Source organism: Paenibacillus spiritus (assembly GCF_008710135.1).
In the GTDB taxonomy this organism is placed as follows: domain Bacteria; phylum Bacillota; class Bacilli; order Paenibacillales; family Paenibacillaceae; genus Paenibacillus_AQ; species Paenibacillus_AQ glufosinatiresistens.
In genome coordinates, this window is the sequence record NZ_VYKK01000021.1 from 105,911 (window position 1) to 122,256 (window position 16,346).

Genomic DNA, 16,346 nt, shown 5'->3' on the forward strand with positions numbered 1-16,346 from the left:
CTTAGAGGGTGTTGAAGTGTTCAAGCTGCTCGGCAATAAACGATTGTTCATTATGCTGATGACGTTGGTCCTGTTCATCGTGGTGATGGGCTTCTCGCTCGGCACCCGCAAGTCGCTGTCCTGGCCTGAGAATTTCGTCCGCGATACGACCGGCTTTGTGCAAAGTCTGTTCTACAAGCCCGCTGGAGCTATAGCGGGCTTCTTTGAAGACGTTGGGAATCTGAAAGACATGGCGGAGGAGAATGAGAGACTCAAGATTGTGGTGGCCCAGTATGCGCGGGACAAGGCCAACTACAATCTGATTGAGGCTGACAATAAACGGTATGAGTCGCTGTGGAATCTTACACAGGCGCAGCGTAATAAATACGACTACGAATACCACTACGCCCAAGTGGTGAGCATCACGACCGAGCCGGGCAACAGCACGCTTGTCATTGATCTTGGTTCGCGGGACGGCGTCAAGCCGAATATGTCGGTCATTTCCGAGAAGGGTCTGGTAGGCATCGTCAGCCAGGTCAGCAAGTTCACGTCCACCGTCAAGCTGGTGACGATGATGGACAGCAGCGATCCCAATTCCCAGCCTCCGATCGCAGCGACGGCCGAAGGCAAGGTGGACAAGACGTTCGGGATGGTGGAGCGGTATGACCAGGCTTCGAACCGCCTCATCATGACCCGGATCAATGCGAACGACCCGATCGCCAAGGGCGACCAGATCATTTCTTCCGGCATCGGCGGCGTGTATCCGCGCGGACTCATTATCGGTACTGTTGAGAGTGTCAAAACCAGCGATTACGGTCTTACCCGCACCGCGATCATTAACCCTGCCGCAAAGTACGAGGACTGGAAGCAGCTGCTTGTCGTCTTCACGCCCGAGGAGGGTCAGGAGTGAGCGGTCGCAAATCGGTCTGTATCCTGCTTCTGTTTCTGCTGTTCATCCTGGAAGGAACTCTCCTTCCCTGGTTGATTCCGGATGTCTGGGAACCCCGGATTGCAGCCGATCTGGTATTCGTCGTCCTGCTGTTCGTAACCGTCTATCATCACAGGCATACCGCGCTTATTCTCGGTCTTGCCTTCGGCATGCTGCATGATCTGGTGTTTTACGGGCGGATGCTCGGCGCCCATTCGCTCGCTGTAGGGGTATCCGCTTATCTGATCGGCCTTATCTTTCAGATGCCGCGGGCGCCCTTGCCTGTCATGATGACGATTGTTCTCTTGGGTACCTGGCTGAAAGACAGTCTGCTGTTCGGCATATACAGAGTGTTCAAGCTCAACAGCCAGCCGTACGATTGGGCGCTGCTGCATCATATTCTGCCGACCATGCTGTTTCATTTCGCCGTTGGTCTTCTTCTCTACATCCCCGTCCGCAAAGAATTGGAGAAGCTTGGAAGATACGTCCGCAAAGAAGAGAATGTCTGATGGGGACACTGGCGATTTTTGCCGCCAAGCAGGAACTTTGCGTTGCGGAGACGAATGAGTGGATGTAAGGAAGGAGGGGCGTATGACAGTTAAATCCAAGCATATCAGGATCAAGGGCATCAAGGACGGCCTGGTCTTCCTGTTAGACGACAAGTGTCCCTTTGAGGAACTGCTCGACGAGCTTCGGTACAAGCTGGAGCATAGTCATCAGCATATTTTGACCGGTCCGATCGTTCATGTCGATGTTCGGATGGGAGAGAGAACGGTAACCGACGAGGAGAAGGAGTCTGTGCTGGACATTCTGCGCCGGCCCGGCAATCTTCTCATCCGCTCCGTGGAATGCGTAGAGACGAAGCCGGTGGAAGAACTGCCGGCGATGGCGGTCATGAGCGGGATTCTGCGGTCCGGCCAGGTGCTGACGCACCGCGGCGATCTGCTCTTCCTGGGAGACGTCAATCCTGGCGGATCGATCTTTTGTACAGGCGATATCCTGATTCTGGGCGCCCTCCGGGGCATGGCCCATGCCGGTACGGAGGGCAACGAGAATGCGATTATCGCCGCTTCGCTGATGGCGCCGACCCAGTTGCGCATCGCCGATATTATCAGCCGTCCCCCCGACGAGTGGGAGACCCGAGAGAGCAGCATGGAATTCGCTTCCCTGGCAGAAGGTGTGATGCAGATCGATAAGATTCATCATATCGTCAGGAAGCGTCCCGAGCTAAATGTGTTCAAAGGAGTGTAGACCTCCATGGGAGAAGCGATCGTAGTTACGTCCGGCAAGGGCGGGGTCGGCAAGACGACCACGACGGCCAATATCGGCACAGCCCTGGCGCTGCAGGGCAAGAAGGTATGTCTGGTGGATACGGATATCGGGCTGCGCAATCTCGATGTCGTAATGGGACTGGAGAACCGGATTATTTATGATCTTGTCGATGTTGCCGAGGGACGCTGCCGCCTGAACCAGGCGCTCGTCAAGGACAAGCGCTTCGACGAGCTGTATATGCTGCCTGCTGCCCAGACGAAGGACAAGACCTCCGTCAGTCCGGAGCAGGTGCGCGATATTGTGCTGGAGCTTAAGAAAGATTACGAGTATGTGCTGATTGATTGTCCGGCAGGCATCGAGCACGGGTTTCGCAATGCCATCGCCGGAGCCGACAAGGCCATTGTCGTCACCACTCCCGAGAATGCGGCTGTCCGGGATGCCGATCGGGTAATCGGTCTCCTGGAACAGTCGGATGTGGAGTCGCCCCGGCTGGTCGTCAACCGCATTCGGCCGGGTCTCATGAAATCGGGAGACATGCTGGATATCGAGGATATTCTGCAGGTGCTCAACATCGACCTGATCGGCATTGTTCCCGACGATGAACTGGTTATCAAGGCGGCGAACAGCGGCGAACCGACGGTAATGAATCCCGACTCGAATGCGGCGATTGCATATCGGAATATCGCCCGCCGCATTCTTGGGGATGCCGTTCCGCTGATGCAGCTTGACCGCAAGCCCGGCGCCTTCAAGAAGCTGAAGAAGTTCTTCGGGCTCGGCTGATGGTTTGCTGTGCCCGGGTAATTATGAGTTATGAATTATGAATTATAAATTATGGAACTATGGAATTTCGAAATCACGAAATTACGAAATCACGAAATCACGAAATCACGAAATCACGGAACCCTTCTCCGCTGCCCTGCGGAGAAGTTTTTTTTGCTGTCCACTCTTGGTCTGCTTGGTTCCGGCCCACTTCCTTCCCTTCGTTCTGCCGGACTGTCCCCCCACATAGGATAGTAGTAAACAAGCCTGCCGGAGGGATTCGATATGGGCATTAAGCTGGAGTGGCCGGATTACCGCGGGGAAGGCAGAGAGCCCGATCCAGAAGAAATATGGAAGAGGCAGCAGCTAAGCTGGAAGCGAGATTCAGGCGGGACAGGCTTCAGAAGATTGTGGCGGGGCACAATCCGCCGGACTGTAGTCAGCGCCGTCATCTTCGGGCTGATTTGGGGATTCTATGCCGCGCAGCCGTCCTGGGGGACGGAAGCCCGCCGGTTTATAGGCTCGGCGCTGAATCAGGATATGGATTTTACAGCCGCCAGAGACTGGTACGCCCGCTATTTCGGCGGGGCTCCCGCCTTTATTCCGATATTTGGCGAGGATGAAGGAAACGTCCGCAAAGTAACGGGCCTCCATACGCTCGCCCCGCCGCTTGCGGGCCGTATCGTTCAGCCGTTCGCCGTTACGCTGAAGGGCATCGAGATTGAAGCGACGGAGATGCAGCAGGACGGGGATACAGAGGCCAAGACGCCGGTTGCCAGCGTAGACGTCGGCCGGGTGCTGGCCGTCTCGCGCGAAGCGCAGGGCGGGTATCGCGTTACGGTACAGCACAGCGGCGGACTTGAAGCCGAGTACGGACATCTGACCGGGACAGTGCTCAAGGCCGATGACTGGCTTCAGGAAGGAGAGGCGGTCGGATGGCTGGAAGAGCGGCCGGGCGAAGCGAAGCCGCTGCTTTATTTTGCCCTGAAGCAGGGCCCAACCTATATCGATCCGTCGGATGAGATCGCCTTTGATTAGGCTGAGGGGCATTCTTTTCTCTCTTCACCCGCTGTTTGTCATTGTTCTGCTCTTCTCCGTCCTGACCGGCCAGTTCCTGGAACTGCTGACCTTGTTCGCGATTGTGCTGATTCATGAGATGGGCCATGTCTGGGCCGCCTCGGCGGCCGGCGCGGATGTCAAGTCCGTGCAGCTTCTCCCGTTCGGAGGGGTGGCCGTGATCGAGGGGCATGGACGGCTGACCGCAGGCAAGGAGATTGGAATTGCGCTGGCCGGTCCTTTGCAGAATTTTATTATGATCGGCGCCGTCGAACTGCTGAAGACTGCCGGCTGGGGAGACGCCGGGTTCATGGATTACCTGGTGCGCGCCAACCTGATGATTGCGCTGTTCAATCTGCTGCCGATTCTGCCGCTGGATGGCGGAAAGGTGATGCAGTCCTTGCTCAGCCTCCTTGCTCCCTACTACAGCACGCTCCTCTGGACCGGACGCATCAGCCTGGCCGCAAGCTGCGGAGTGATGCTCTATGCATCCGCGCCTCTCCTTGAAGGAGGCGGGATACGGCTGAATCTGCTGATGATCGCGGCTTTTCTGCTCTATTCCAACTGGAGCGATCACCGCAATCTGCCTTATCGCTTCATGACGTTCCTCATGTACAGGGAATCGGTGAGCGAACGGAACAAGGCGCTGGGGATAGCGGCCAGGCCGATTGTAGCGCCGCTTGCGAAACCTTTGGATGAAATTCTGCGTCTATTTAAACGGAATCATTATCATCTCATCTATGTACTCGATGCGCAGGGCAATGTGATTACCGTGGTGCCGGAGCAGCGGCTGATCTCCTCGTTCTTCGGACGGTGAGAACAGCGGAGCGCGAAGCCGGCGGCAAGTAGAACGCAGAGGTGAAGCTTATGAAGCAAATGATTGTCGAATGCCGGCCCGGCATGACCCGGATGGCGCTGACGGAGAACGGACGGCTTGTGGAGTACGCGGCCGAACGCGATCAGCAGCAGGGCCTGGTCGGAAGCTTTTACAAAGGCAGGGTTATCAATGTTCTGCCTGGCATGCAGGCCGCTTTTGTAGATATCGGACAGAAGAAGAACGCTTTTCTATATATAGACGACGTGCTGCATCCCCATCTGGACAGGCAGCCAACGGTCAAACCTTCGATCGAGACGCTGCTGAAGCCGGGACAGACGCTCGTCGTCCAGGTGCGCAAGGAACCTCATGGCAGCAAGGGGGCAAGGGTGACGACTCATTACTCCCTGCCGGGACGTTGGATGGTCTATATGCCTTTTGCGGACTATGTCGGGGTATCCAAACGGATCGCGCAGGAATCCGAGCGCAGCCGTCTGAAGGTTTTGGGAGAACGGCTGCGAAGCGGTGAAGAGGGCCTTATTCTTCGGACGGTATCCGAAGGCGAGAGTGAAGAAGCGGTAGCCGGCGATTTGGCCGCGCTGCGCGCCCAATGGAAGAATATCGAGAACCAAGCGCTGAACGCTCCGGCGCCCTCCCTGCTCCACCGGGATCTGAGCATGGTCCAGCGGCTGATCCGGGATGCGTTCGATCCGGAATCGGACGAGCTTTACATGGATTCCGCATCGGCGGCTGCCGAAGCCCGGGCTTATCTGGAAGAGATTGCAGCCCATGCGTCTAACCGCATCAGAATCTATGAAGGAACCGAGCCGATTCTCTCTGCATTCGGAGTAGAGGGGAGCCTTCACCGCGCATTCAGCCGGAAGATCACGCTTGACGGAGGCGCGACGCTGATCTGGGAGGAGACGGAAGCCCTCACGGTTATTGACGTCAATACCGCCCAGTATACGGGAGGCTCCGATCTGGAGGATACCGTAACCCGCACGAATCTGCTGGCCGCCGAGGAGATCGGACGGCTGATGCGCCTCCGGGACACGGGCGGTATCATTCTTGCGGACTTTATTGATATGCAGAAGCCGGATCACCGCAGACAAGTGGTGGAGAAACTGGAGGCTGTCACCCGCAGAGACCGGACACAGACGCATATTCTGGGCTGGACCCGGCTTGGACTGCTGGAAATGACGCGCAAGAAAGTCCGCCATGATGCTCTGGTTCCGTCCGGCAAGCCCTGCGAATGCTGCGGGGGAACGGGCCGGGCGGACGGCTCGCCGATGCGCATCCCGGGACAGGAGCTACTCTGATCGGTGAAAGCAATTGACTTCTTGACGTGTCCGTGATATGATCTTCAAGTATGTGTGCGGTTATTGTAATCTTGCACATGCTGTAACCGCTCCGAGCAGGTATGCAAGCGCAGTTCCTTTGCGGTTCTGCCACCTGGCATCAGGCGAGTCTGAGACATGAGGAGGTGCAAGTACAATGTATGCAATTATCGAAACTGGCGGCAAGCAGTACAAAGTTCAAGAGGGCGATGTTCTGTTTATCGAGAAGCTGAACGCAGAAGACGGCGCAAGCGTAACGTTTGACCGTGTCCTGGCAGTGTCCGGCGAGAACGGCCTGACAGCGGGAACTCCGCTCGTTAGCGGCGCTACCGTAACGGCGAAGGTGGAGAAGCATGGTAAGGGTCAGAAGGTTGTCGTATTCAAATACAAACCGAAGAAGAACTACCACAAGAAGCAAGGCCACCGTCAACCGTACACCAAAGTAACGATCGAGAAGATTCAAGCGTAAGCGGGTGCGTTAATGATTAACGTCATCATCTCGCGGGATTCTTCCCATGGAACGATCACCGCTTTTGCGGTGGAGGGCCATGCGAATTATGCCAGAAGAGGCGAAGATATCGTCTGCGCCGGGGTTTCGGCCGTTACGGTCGGCACCGTCAATGCGATAGAGGCTTTGACCGGCGTCGTTCTGGAGAGCTCGATGAAGGGCGGCTTCCTCAGCGGGAATGTCGTTCGGACGGAGAATCCGGAAATGTCGGCGAAGGTGCAGCTGCTTCTGGAATCCATGATCGTAATGCTGCGGACTATCGCGGATTCATACGGGAAGTATATTCAGATACAGGAAGTTATTAATTGAAGAAGGAGGTAGACTTTTCATGTTGAAATTGGACCTTCAGTTGTTTGCTTCTAAGAAGGGCGTAGGCTCGACGAAGAACGGACGAGACAGCCATTCCAAGCGTCTTGGCGCCAAGCGTGCCGACGGACAGACAGTTACCGGCGGCAGCATTCTGGTTCGCCAGCGCGGAACGAAGATTCATCCCGGCACGAATGTCGGCATCGGCAAGGACGACACGCTGTTCGCTAAGGTTGACGGCGTTGTGAAGTTCGAGCGTCTGGGACGTGACCGCAAGAAAGTGAGCGTCTACCCGGTGGAAGTTGCTCCGGTAGCAGCTGCTCTGGAAGTGTAATTCTTCGTTATTACGGTTTAAGAAGCCTCCGGCATGAGCGCCGGAGGCTTTTTTTGAAATATGCGAGGCGAACGGGCCGGCAGCGGATGAATTTGCGGGTATTCCTATGGTATACTTTGTTAAAATGACGAACGTCCGGCCCAAGAGAATGCTTGAGCGACGTTCTGGTACCGGGGACGTGGACTGAGCATGAAATCCTGGATAACAGCGGCCGGCTGGCCGGCGCTGTCGCTTCTTATCCCGGCCGGCCTGGCCTTGTGGAAGCCTTCATGGGAGACTTCGCTGCTGCTGGCGGCCTGGGCCGCGGCGGCTATGGCTGCGGCCGTTCTTCTGTGCCGCGGAAGGCTGCAGGAAGAACTCCGCCGGCAGGAGCACTGCTTGCAGGAGCAAGCAATTCGAACGCTGAATCATCATCGGCATGATTGGATGAACGATCTGCAGGTGCTGTACGGATATATTCAGCTTGGCAAGCCTGATAAATCTGTGCAGTGTGTGGAAAGAATAAAGGAGCGCATCGCTCTGGACAGCCGGATTGCCAAGCTCGGCATCCCGCCGCTGGTCTTCTTTCTTCAGTCCTACCGCACCTCGGGCGGCGGGCTGCTGCTGGATATTGAAGTCGAGGAAGGGCTGTTTCTGGAGGACAGGCTGTCTCCTGAAGGAAGCGCGGAGCTGGCCTCGGCAGTGGCCCAGACGGTTGCGGCTTATGAACGGGGCTTGCCGGAGATTCATGGGGAGCCTCCGGTGCTGGAGCTGTCGTTCCGTTCGGAAGGACCCGATCTCATCATTGTTTTTGAAGGCGAAGACCCGGAAGGAAATCCCGATCTCATGCAGAGACGCATTTCCAGCATAATACGGGACAAGAGAATTCGGGCCGAGCGGCTGGATCCGCAGGAGTCCGATTTTCAACTGCGCATCCCTATGGGCGTGTGAGGAAGGTGAAGATTAATGTTTGTAGATAAAGCGAAGATTTATGTAAAAGGCGGCGACGGAGGCGACGGGCTCGTCGCTTTCCGCCGGGAGAAATATGTGCCGGAGGGCGGACCGGCCGGCGGCGACGGCGGCAAGGGGGGCGACATCATCTTCCGTGTCGACGAAGGACTGCGGACGCTGATGGACTTCCGCTACCAGCGGCATTTCAAAGCCCAACGCGGAGAGAAAGGCCGCAACAAGAGCCAGCACGGGGCCGGCGCCGAGAATATGGTCGTTCGGATTCCGCCGGGAACGGTTCTGTACGATGACGATACCGGCGAGTTGATTGCCGATATGACGCGTCACGGCCAGCAGATCGTAGTGGCCCGGGGCGGCCGGGGCGGCCGGGGGAATATCCGGTTCGCCACGCCGAATAACCCGGCGCCGGAGCTTGCGGAGAACGGCGAGGAAGGCCAGGAACGGTATATCGTGATGGAGCTGAAAGTGATGGCGGATGTCGGGCTGGTCGGGTTCCCGAGCGTGGGCAAGTCGACGCTGCTGTCCGTGGTGTCCGCGGCGAAGCCGAAGATCGGCGCGTATCATTTTACAACCATCACTCCAAATCTTGGCGTAGTCGATGTCGGCGACGGCAGAAGCTTCGTTATGGCCGACCTGCCGGGACTGATCGAAGGCGCTTCGGAAGGCGTCGGTCTCGGACATGAGTTTTTGCGCCATGTAGAGCGGACCCGGATCATCATCCATGTGATCGACATGGCGGGTTCCGAAGGCCGCGATCCGTTCGAGGACTGGGTGAAGATCAACGAAGAGCTGAAGCAGTATAATGCAGGATTGGCGGATCGGCCGCAGGTGGTTGCCGCCAACAAGATGGATATGCCGGAAGCGCAGGAGCATCTGGAATCTTTCCGGCGTCAGCTCGGCGACATTCGTCCGGACATTGAGATTATGCCCATCTCTTCGCTGACCCGGCAGGGCGTGCAGGAGCTGCTCTACCGGGCGGCCGATCTGCTGGATTCCATTCCGGCAGTGGCGGAGGTTCAGCCTGAAGGAGATGCAGCCGAACGCAAGGTGTACAAGCTGGATGCGTCGGAAGACGACCACTTTACCATTACCCGCGACAACGAAGCGTTCGTGGTGCACAGTCCGCGAATCGAGCGGATGCTCAAACGGCTGCAGATGAACTCGCATGATGCGATTCTGAAGCTGGCCCGGACGCTGCGCCATATGGGTGTGGACGAGGAACTCCGCAAGCGGGGGGCCGTAGAAGGCACCATCGTGCGGATTGCCGACTTCGAGTTCGAATTCGTAGAGAGCAGCAGCTACTATTAAGAAGGTATCTAGGCCGGCGGAGCGATTCGCCGGTTTTTTTTGCGTGCCTGTATTCAAAGTTTTTCATTTTACCAAGAGGGTTGCAATTTCATCCTCGGCGGCTTATAATGTCCACTATGTACATACAAAAGTCTTTAGGGAGAGGACGTTCGTGAAAGAACGCTATTATTTGGTCCGGGAAGATATTTTGCCCGATGCTGTGCTGAAGACGATGCAGGTCAAGCAGCTGCTGGAAGCCGGCGACGTCAAGACGGTGCATGAGGGCGTGGAGCAGGTCGGACTCAGCCGCAGCGCTTTTTATAAGTATAAGGACGGTATTCATCTTATTCACCAGCTGGAACGGGAGCGGATCGTCACCATCTCGATGGATCTGGATCACGAATCCGGCATGCTGTCCAAGGTGCTGAGCGCCGTTGCGGGGCATGGGGCCAATGTGCTGACCATCAACCAGAGCATACCGCTGCAAGGAAGGGCCAACGTCGTCATCTCCATCGAAATTTCCCATTTAAGCGGAGAACTCGGGGAATTGCTGGACGGGCTGAAAGAAATGCCGGGCGTCAGACGCACGCAAATTGTAGGCCAGGGATAAAGAGAGAATCGGTCAGAGAGGATGCGGATAGAGATGAAGCCGGTTAAGGTGGGGCTGCTGGGATTGGGAACGGTCGGAACGGGCGTAGTGCGGATTCTCCAGGGCTTCCAGGAGGATCTGAGCAGTCAGGTAGGATCACCGATCGAGATCAGCCGGGTAGCTGTGAAGAATTCGGAGAAGACGCGGTCCATCGATATTGCGCGCGAGGTGCTGACCACCGATCCGTGGGAAGTCATCCGCGACCCTGAGGTCGACGTGATTGTTGAAGTCATGGGCGGCGTGGGCATCACGAAGGATTACATTCTCGAAGCGCTGGAGCGCGGCAAGCACATCGTGACGGCCAACAAGGATCTGATGGCCCTGCACGGCACAGAGATTCTGGCCAAGGCCCAGGAGAAGCAGTGCGACGTCTTCTATGAGGCCAGTGTAGCCGGCGGGATTCCGATTATCCGTACGCTGATTGAGGGCTTCTCGTCGGACCGGATTGTCAAGATTATGGGGATCGTCAACGGGACGACCAATTACATACTGACCAAAATGAGCCAGGAAGGCGCGTCGTATGACGACGTCCTTCAGGAAGCCCAGGCTCTCGGCTATGCCGAAGCGGACCCGACCTCCGATGTGGAAGGGCTGGACGCTGCCCGCAAAATGGCGATTCTCGGCACGCTGGGCTTCCGGACGAATGTAGAGCTGACCGATGTCAGCGTCAGCGGCATTTCCGGCGTAACCCGGCAGGACATTCAGTTCGCCAAGCGTCTTGGCTACGAGATTAAGCTGCTCGGCATTGCCGAATGCCACAATGAAGAATTCAGCATCAGTGTACAGCCGACCTTGATCCGGGCCAGTCATCCGCTCGCCTCGGTAAGCGGGGTATTCAATGCGGTCTACGTCTTCGGTGAAGCCGTTGGCGAGACCATGTTCTACGGAGCGGGAGCGGGTGAAATGCCGACGGCGACCTCCGTTGTGGCCGACCTTGTAGCCGTCATTAAGAATTTGAAGCTTGGAGTAAACGGGCTCAAGCAGATCGTTCCCTACAAGCAGAAGAAGCTGAAGAGCGATGAACAGGTCTTTTACAAGAACTTTTTACTGCTGCACGTGGACGACAAGGCGGGGGTTCTGGCTCGGATCACGCAGGTCTTCGCAGAATACGAGGTCAGTCTCGATTCCGTTCTGCAGCAGGCGAATCCGGCCAATCCGGACGCCGAAATTATCATTGTTACCCACAACGCCAGCAAGGCGAGCATGGATAAGGTGCTGCGGCGTTTTGAAGAAATGGACGTTATTCGCCGGGTGAAGAGCCATTACCGGGTAGAAGGATAAATAGGGTTGAAGGAGATCGCGACTGGTGAAGAGAAGAGTTAGAGTCAAGGTCCCCGCCAGCACGGCCAACCTCGGTCCGGGCTTTGATACGCTCGGCATGGCGCTGTCGCTGTACGCGTGGATGGAAATGGCGGAGGCGGAAGAGACCGCCTTCCACCTGTATGGAGACGAGATGAAGGGACTTCCCCTCGACAAAAGCAATCTCCTCTACCGGGTAGCCCAAATGGTATTTGAGGAAGCGGGCGTTTCGGTGCCCGAACTGGACATCTCCATGTATTCCGAGATTCCTCTGACCCGCGGGCTGGGCAGCAGCGCGTCGGCCATTGTCGCCGCGCTGACGGCGGCGAATGCGTTGATTAGCAGTCCGCTGTCCACGGAACGCCTGTTCGATCTGGCGTCCTCGCTGGAGAAGCATCCGGACAATGTCGGCGCCTCTTTCTTCGGCGGTATTATTGCCGCGGCCTGGGACGGCGAGCATGCCGATTACATGCGGATTGAGCCTCCGGATGAACTGGAGGCGTTAGTCGTCATCCCCGAGTTCGAACTGGCCACCTCGAAGGCGCGCGGCGTTCTGCCGGAGGCGCTGCCGATGGGCGACGCCGTTCACAACATCGCCCGTTCGTCGCTGCTGACGGCGGCGCTTGCGCTGGGCCGGCTGGATCTGGTCGGAGCGGCCATGAAGGACCGGCTGCATCAGCCTTACCGGGCTGCGCTGGTGCCGGGCCTGACCGAGCTGCTGGACGAGGCGCCGCGCCGCGGCGCGCTCGGAGCGGCGCTCAGCGGCGCGGGGCCTACGCTGATCGCCCTCGTCCGCAGGGATGAACCGAAGAAGCGCGAACTGGAAGCCTTTATGCGGGAGACCTTGTCGGCGCAGGGAATCCCGGCAACGGCGCGCTGGCTGCTCCCTGCCAAGGAAGGCGCAAGCGTGCTGGAAATGCCGGACAGCGCGCCGGGGATGCGCGAGGAATCATTTTTGGATATGATAAAAGGAGTTCAACAGAGATGAAATCGATAGCTATGCTGCCGGAGGGAACCACTTCTCACGAAGCGCTGCTGCATTTGTTGGACGGGGAGCCGTTCAGGCCGGTTTATCACAAGCTGATCTCCGATGTATTCCTGTCAACAGCGAGCGGCAAGACGGACTACAGCGTCATTCCGATCGAGAATACCATTGAAGGGTCCGTCAGTCTGCATCTGGACTGGCTGATTCACGAGGTGGAACTGCCGATGCAGGCAGAATGGATTTATCCGTCTATTCAGAACTTGATCGGCAACCCCGGCGAGTTTTTGGATACAGACGGGCAGGCAAGGTATGACAGAATTGTCAAAGTGCTCTCTCATCCGGTGGCAATGGCCCAGTGCGGACAGTTCATCCGCCAGCATCTGCCGGGAGCGGAGATCGAGACGGTCGGAAGCACCTCGGAAGCGGTGGAGATCGTCAAGCAGCATCCGGGCAAAGGCTGGGCCGCCATTGCCACGGAATTCGGCGCCCGTACGCACGGCCTCGAAATGGTTGCGAGAAGGGTAACCGACCACGACAACAACTATACCCGTTTTGTGCTGGTCGGATCGGCTAAGCCTGAGCTTCGCCGCCGAAGCAGCGGCAGCAAGACAAGCATTCTCGTCACCCTGCCGGAGGATTATCCGGGCGCGCTGCACCAGGTTCTCTCGGCCTTTGCCTGGCGAAGACTGAACCTGTCGCGCATCGAGTCGCGTCCGACGAAGAAGAAACTGGGGTCGTACTATTTTTACATTGATGTGCTCGAACCGATGGATTCGGTCCTGATGCCCGCGGCAATTGAAGAGATTCAGGCGCTGGGCTGCATGGTCCGGGTTATGGGCTCGTATCCCACATACACCTATGAGAAAGAAAAAGCGGAGGTGCAGTAAGCGCATGGCTGAGCAATGGATTTATCTAGACGGACAATATGTGACCAAAGAGAAGGCGACCGTATCGGTATTTGACCACGGATTCCTGTATGGAGACGGGATTTTTGAAGGAATCCGGATTTATAACGGCAACATTTTCAAATGCAAAGAGCATCTGGATCGGCTGTATGATTCGGCTAAATCCATCATGCTGGACATCCCGCTGACCTACGACGAAATGCGGGAAGCCATGGCGGAGACCATTCGCCGCAACGATATGCGCAACGGTTATATCCGTCTGATCGTCTCCCGGGGTCCCGGGAATCTGGGTCTGGACCCTCGGCGGTGTCCGAAGGCCAGCGTCATTATCATTGTCGAGCAGCTTGCGATCTATCCGGAGGCGGCCTACCTGAACGGTCTGCGTGCCGTCTCCGTCTCCCAGCGGCGCAACATTCCGGATGCGCTCAATCCAAAGATTAAATCGCTGAACTATCTGAACAATATTCTGGTCAAGATCCAGTCCAATCTGGCCGAGGCGGACGAAGCCGTCATGCTGAATGCCCAAGGTTATGTAACTGAAGGATCGGGCGACAATATTTTTGTCATCAAAAAAGGAGTTGTCTATACCCCGCCTTGCTATCTGGGCGCGCTGGAGGGCATTACCCGGCTTGCCATCATCGAGCTGTGCGAGAAGCTGGGGATCCCGCTCAAAGAAGAGCCGTTCACGCTGCATGACCTTTACATTGCGGATGAAGTCTTCTTTACCGGCACAGCTGCCGAAGTCATTGCCTGCCGCGAGATCGACGGACGGATTATCGGCGAAGGCCACGCGGGTCCGGTCACGCTGAAGCTGCTGGAGGAGTTCCGGCGCATCGTAGACCAGGACGGCTATAAAGTGTGGGAAAGCTAATCCGCTTTTGACCGGGAAGAAATCATCGATCCTGCTTGTGCTCCTTGCGTGGAGCGCAGGCAGGATTTTTTTGTGCGCAGGGATGTCATTCGCCTATGGCCTGCATAAGATGAAGTAGCGAAGGAGGCCGAATAACGCGCTCCGGTGCGATCAAGACGAGGCCGCCATATCAGGCAATAGGAGGGTAATGCTGCGTGAAAATACACATTGTCAAGCAAGGGGACACTCTCTTCGAGCTGTCGCAAAAATACGGATTGCCGCTGGAGGATCTGATTAAAGCCAATCCGCAAATCGCCGATCCCGATGTGCTTCACATCGGAGACAAAGTGAAGATTCCGGGGGCAGGGACGCTGCCGGATCAGGGAGAGATGTATTACAAGCATACGGTTCAGCAGGGAGATACGCTCTGGAAGCTGTCCAAAGCTTGGGGGGTCCAGCTCAAAGATGTCATTGAAGCGAATCCTCAGCTGAAGAATCCGGATGTGCTGAAGGTTGGAGAAGTCGTTTATATCCCGAAGAAGGGTGCGGTTGCGCCTGCAGAACCGGCAGGAACCGAATCAGCGGGAACAATCGTAGGTGGGGAAGCGACTGGCGGCAAGACGTATACGGGACCCATCGAGCAAGTTCCCGGCAAAACCTACACGGGACCCATCGAGCAAGCCCCCGGTAAAACCAATACGGGACCAGTCATTCAGCCTGCCCCGCCGGTTCAGGTTGTTCCGGCTCCCGCCCCTGTCCCGGAAATCGTCACCGAGACGCAAAGTCTCTTTGTGCAAATCTCTGTACCGGCCCAGGAGGCAGTGGTATACCAGCCTCAGCCGATGCCTGCGCCGGCTCCTTGCCCGGCAGAACCGGCGGGCTGCGGAGGCGTTAGCGGCTATCCGGGCCTGACAGAGAATCCGCACTTCTATGATTGCCCGCCGGTATACCCGATGTATCAGTCCGTGGGCTGCGCTCCCGCTCCTTGCGGTCCCTCGCCGCATGCGATGATGTGCGGAACGACGTTACCCGCTCCGGCACCTGCGTATGGCGACTCTTGTTACCCGGGCATCTCGGCATCGGATTATACCCCTTGCGGGATGGAAGGAATGATGAACTACACCTCGGGAAGCTATCCGTCCGTCATTCAGCCCTCTTCCGCCTATACGCCGTCTCATTTTGGTATGCACGGTTACCCGGAGCACATGTATGCCCAGCCTTCTTGCCCTCCGGATGCCTATACGGCTTCAATGCCAGGTTATGCTCCGTCAACACCTGCTTACACGGCTCCTGTCTACAGTCAGCAAATGCCGTCCATGCCATGGCCGTCGTGCGGCTGCGGAGAAGGACAGAGCTGGCCGGCAGCGCAAGCCTATCCTTCCGGTTCCGAGACGGTTCCCGGCGGGGGCATGGCGTATGCTCCTCCGGCATATGCTCCTTATCCTTATCCCGGCTGGAATCCTGGCGCCTATCCCGCTCAGATGGCCGCTTCTCCCGTACTCCCGACTATTCCGGAGTTTCCCGGGACCGATTGGCCTTATCTGAATCGGATTCAGCCCTTGGCTCAAGTGCAGAATACGGCCGACCCTATTCCGTCCGCATCCGAAGAAACGCCGGCGAAAGAAGAATCGGCTCCCGCCGCCAAGAGTAAAGCGGGGGAACGAGGCAAAGCCAAGGTATCCGGACAGGAAAGCTCCAAAAAGGCCGCTTCAGAAACCCGCAGCAAGAAGTCTCCAAACAAGAATGAACCGGAAACCGCAAAAAAACGTAAAAATCCGTGGATCTCCCGTTAAGCAAAAAACTTATAATCCATATAATAAAAACTCAGCATCCGGGGAATGTACGTACTTCGTACAACTCCGGATGCTAATATCAGTATGTAAGTAGAGATAAGGGAGTAAAACTCGAATGAAGGTCTTATAGGTATATGGATTCATATACGAAATGGGAATTTATGAGGGTTGTTGCATCGCTGAGGGACGTGCTATAGTAAGTAGCAGTCACCCGGTACAAGCAGATATGGACGACCTCTTAAATAGAGATTGAAAATTAAAGCTTGCATCATAAAAGAGACTGTGTTATATTATAAGAGTTGCTGGTGCGAACGAGCATCGGCGATGAAGACGGTTT

Annotated in this window: 18 protein-coding genes and 1 other annotated feature; all 18 genes read left to right on the top strand. The window is 56.7% G+C overall.

Annotation, left to right across the window (positions count from 1 at the left end; genetic code table 11):
- Positions 1-16: 16 nt before the first annotated feature.
- The 18 genes from mreC (at position 17) to F4V43_RS14945 (ending at position 16,009) form a co-directional block, all read left to right on the top strand.
- A complete protein-coding gene (mreC, locus tag F4V43_RS14860) occupies positions 17-889 on the top strand; it encodes a rod shape-determining protein MreC (protein WP_223879910.1) in 873 nt (290 codons plus the stop codon).
- On the top strand, positions 886-1,416 hold the full coding sequence (mreD, locus tag F4V43_RS14865; RefSeq protein ID WP_150459035.1) for a rod shape-determining protein MreD: 531 nt from the start codon (positions 886-888) through the stop codon (positions 1,414-1,416). The genes mreC and mreD overlap by 4 nt, the downstream gene beginning before the upstream one ends.
- Before the next feature lie 82 nt (positions 1,417-1,498).
- Positions 1,499-2,158: a septum site-determining protein MinC gene (locus F4V43_RS14870; protein WP_150459036.1), complete on the top strand. Its 660-nt coding sequence runs from the start codon at positions 1,499-1,501 to the stop codon at positions 2,156-2,158.
- 6 nt (positions 2,159-2,164) lie between these two features.
- A complete protein-coding gene (minD, locus tag F4V43_RS14875) occupies positions 2,165-2,959 on the top strand; it encodes a septum site-determining protein MinD (RefSeq protein WP_150459037.1) in 795 nt (264 codons plus the stop codon).
- 264 nt (positions 2,960-3,223) lie between these two features.
- Positions 3,224-3,976 carry a M23 family metallopeptidase gene (locus F4V43_RS14880; RefSeq protein WP_150459038.1) on the top strand — a complete coding sequence of 251 codons (753 nt, stop codon included), beginning with the start codon at positions 3,224-3,226 and terminating at the stop codon, positions 3,974-3,976.
- A complete protein-coding gene (locus F4V43_RS14885) occupies positions 3,969-4,811 on the top strand; it encodes a M50 family metallopeptidase (RefSeq protein WP_150459039.1) in 843 nt (280 codons plus the stop codon). Before F4V43_RS14880 ends, F4V43_RS14885 begins: the two co-directional genes overlap by 8 nt.
- Positions 4,812-4,861: 50 nt before the next feature.
- Positions 4,862-6,127, top strand: coding sequence for an Rne/Rng family ribonuclease (locus F4V43_RS14890; protein WP_150459040.1), 1,266 nt, complete (start codon positions 4,862-4,864; stop codon positions 6,125-6,127).
- A gap of 74 nt (positions 6,128-6,201) precedes the next feature.
- Positions 6,202-6,288, top strand: a sequence feature (ribosomal protein L21 leader region).
- 14 nt (positions 6,289-6,302) lie between these two features.
- Positions 6,303-6,614, top strand: coding sequence for a 50S ribosomal protein L21 (gene rplU, locus F4V43_RS14895; protein ID WP_150459041.1), 312 nt, complete (start codon positions 6,303-6,305; stop codon positions 6,612-6,614).
- 12 nt (positions 6,615-6,626) lie between these two features.
- Entirely contained in the window at positions 6,627-6,962 is a 336-nt protein-coding gene (locus F4V43_RS14900) for a ribosomal-processing cysteine protease Prp (RefSeq protein ID WP_150459042.1), read from the top strand.
- 19 nt (positions 6,963-6,981) lie between these two features.
- Complete coding sequence (gene rpmA, locus F4V43_RS14905) at positions 6,982-7,293, top strand: 50S ribosomal protein L27 (protein ID WP_150459043.1); 312 nt, start codon at positions 6,982-6,984, stop codon at positions 7,291-7,293.
- A gap of 189 nt (positions 7,294-7,482) precedes the next feature.
- Entirely contained in the window at positions 7,483-8,223 is a 741-nt protein-coding gene (locus F4V43_RS14910; protein WP_150459044.1) for a Spo0B domain-containing protein, read from the top strand.
- Positions 8,224-8,238: 15 nt separating this feature from the next.
- On the top strand, positions 8,239-9,549 hold the full coding sequence (gene obgE / locus F4V43_RS14915; protein ID WP_150459045.1) for a GTPase ObgE: 1,311 nt from the start codon (positions 8,239-8,241) through the stop codon (positions 9,547-9,549).
- Positions 9,550-9,700: 151 nt separating this feature from the next.
- Positions 9,701-10,138 (top strand): ACT domain-containing protein, encoded by a 438-nt coding sequence (locus F4V43_RS14920; RefSeq protein WP_150459046.1) that lies wholly within the window; start codon positions 9,701-9,703, stop codon positions 10,136-10,138.
- 33 nt (positions 10,139-10,171) lie between these two features.
- Positions 10,172-11,458, top strand: a complete 1,287-nt coding sequence (locus F4V43_RS14925; protein ID WP_150459047.1) for a homoserine dehydrogenase — start codon at positions 10,172-10,174, stop codon at positions 11,456-11,458.
- 25 nt (positions 11,459-11,483) lie between these two features.
- On the top strand, positions 11,484-12,464 hold the full coding sequence (gene thrB, locus F4V43_RS14930) for a homoserine kinase (RefSeq protein ID WP_223879911.1): 981 nt from the start codon (positions 11,484-11,486) through the stop codon (positions 12,462-12,464).
- Positions 12,461-13,348, top strand: a complete 888-nt coding sequence (gene pheA, locus F4V43_RS14935) for a prephenate dehydratase (RefSeq protein ID WP_150459049.1) — start codon at positions 12,461-12,463, stop codon at positions 13,346-13,348. Before thrB ends, pheA begins: the two co-directional genes overlap by 4 nt.
- A gap of 4 nt (positions 13,349-13,352) precedes the next feature.
- A complete protein-coding gene (gene ilvE, locus F4V43_RS14940) occupies positions 13,353-14,237 on the top strand; it encodes a branched-chain-amino-acid transaminase (protein ID WP_150459050.1) in 885 nt (294 codons plus the stop codon).
- Positions 14,238-14,431: 194 nt separating this feature from the next.
- Positions 14,432-16,009 carry a LysM domain-containing protein gene (locus F4V43_RS14945; protein WP_150459051.1) on the top strand — a complete coding sequence of 526 codons (1,578 nt, stop codon included), beginning with the start codon at positions 14,432-14,434 and terminating at the stop codon, positions 16,007-16,009.
- Positions 16,010-16,346: the final 337 nt, after the last annotated feature.

Bases quoted from the DNA above. Each gene is read 5' to 3' on its own strand.
- F4V43_RS14925 (WP_150459047.1), top strand. From the start codon at position 10,172: ATGAAGCCGGTTAAGGTGGGGCTGCTGGGATTGGGAACGGTCGGAACG.
- F4V43_RS14870 (WP_150459036.1), top strand. From the start codon at position 1,499: ATGACAGTTAAATCCAAGCATATCAGGATCAAGGGCATCAAGGACGGC.
- minD (WP_150459037.1), top strand. From the start codon at position 2,165: ATGGGAGAAGCGATCGTAGTTACGTCCGGCAAGGGCGGGGTCGGCAAG.
- F4V43_RS14910 (WP_150459044.1), top strand. From the start codon at position 7,483: ATGAAATCCTGGATAACAGCGGCCGGCTGGCCGGCGCTGTCGCTTCTT.
- ilvE (WP_150459050.1), top strand. From the start codon at position 13,353: ATGGCTGAGCAATGGATTTATCTAGACGGACAATATGTGACCAAAGAG.
- obgE (WP_150459045.1), top strand. From the start codon at position 8,239: ATGTTTGTAGATAAAGCGAAGATTTATGTAAAAGGCGGCGACGGAGGC.
- pheA (WP_150459049.1), top strand. From the start codon at position 12,461: ATGAAATCGATAGCTATGCTGCCGGAGGGAACCACTTCTCACGAAGCG.
- rpmA (WP_150459043.1), top strand. From the start codon at position 6,982: ATGTTGAAATTGGACCTTCAGTTGTTTGCTTCTAAGAAGGGCGTAGGC.
- F4V43_RS14880 (WP_150459038.1), top strand. From the start codon at position 3,224: ATGGGCATTAAGCTGGAGTGGCCGGATTACCGCGGGGAAGGCAGAGAG.
- rplU (WP_150459041.1), top strand. From the start codon at position 6,303: ATGTATGCAATTATCGAAACTGGCGGCAAGCAGTACAAAGTTCAAGAG.
- F4V43_RS14890 (WP_150459040.1), top strand. From the start codon at position 4,862: ATGAAGCAAATGATTGTCGAATGCCGGCCCGGCATGACCCGGATGGCG.
- F4V43_RS14900 (WP_150459042.1), top strand. From the start codon at position 6,627: ATGATTAACGTCATCATCTCGCGGGATTCTTCCCATGGAACGATCACC.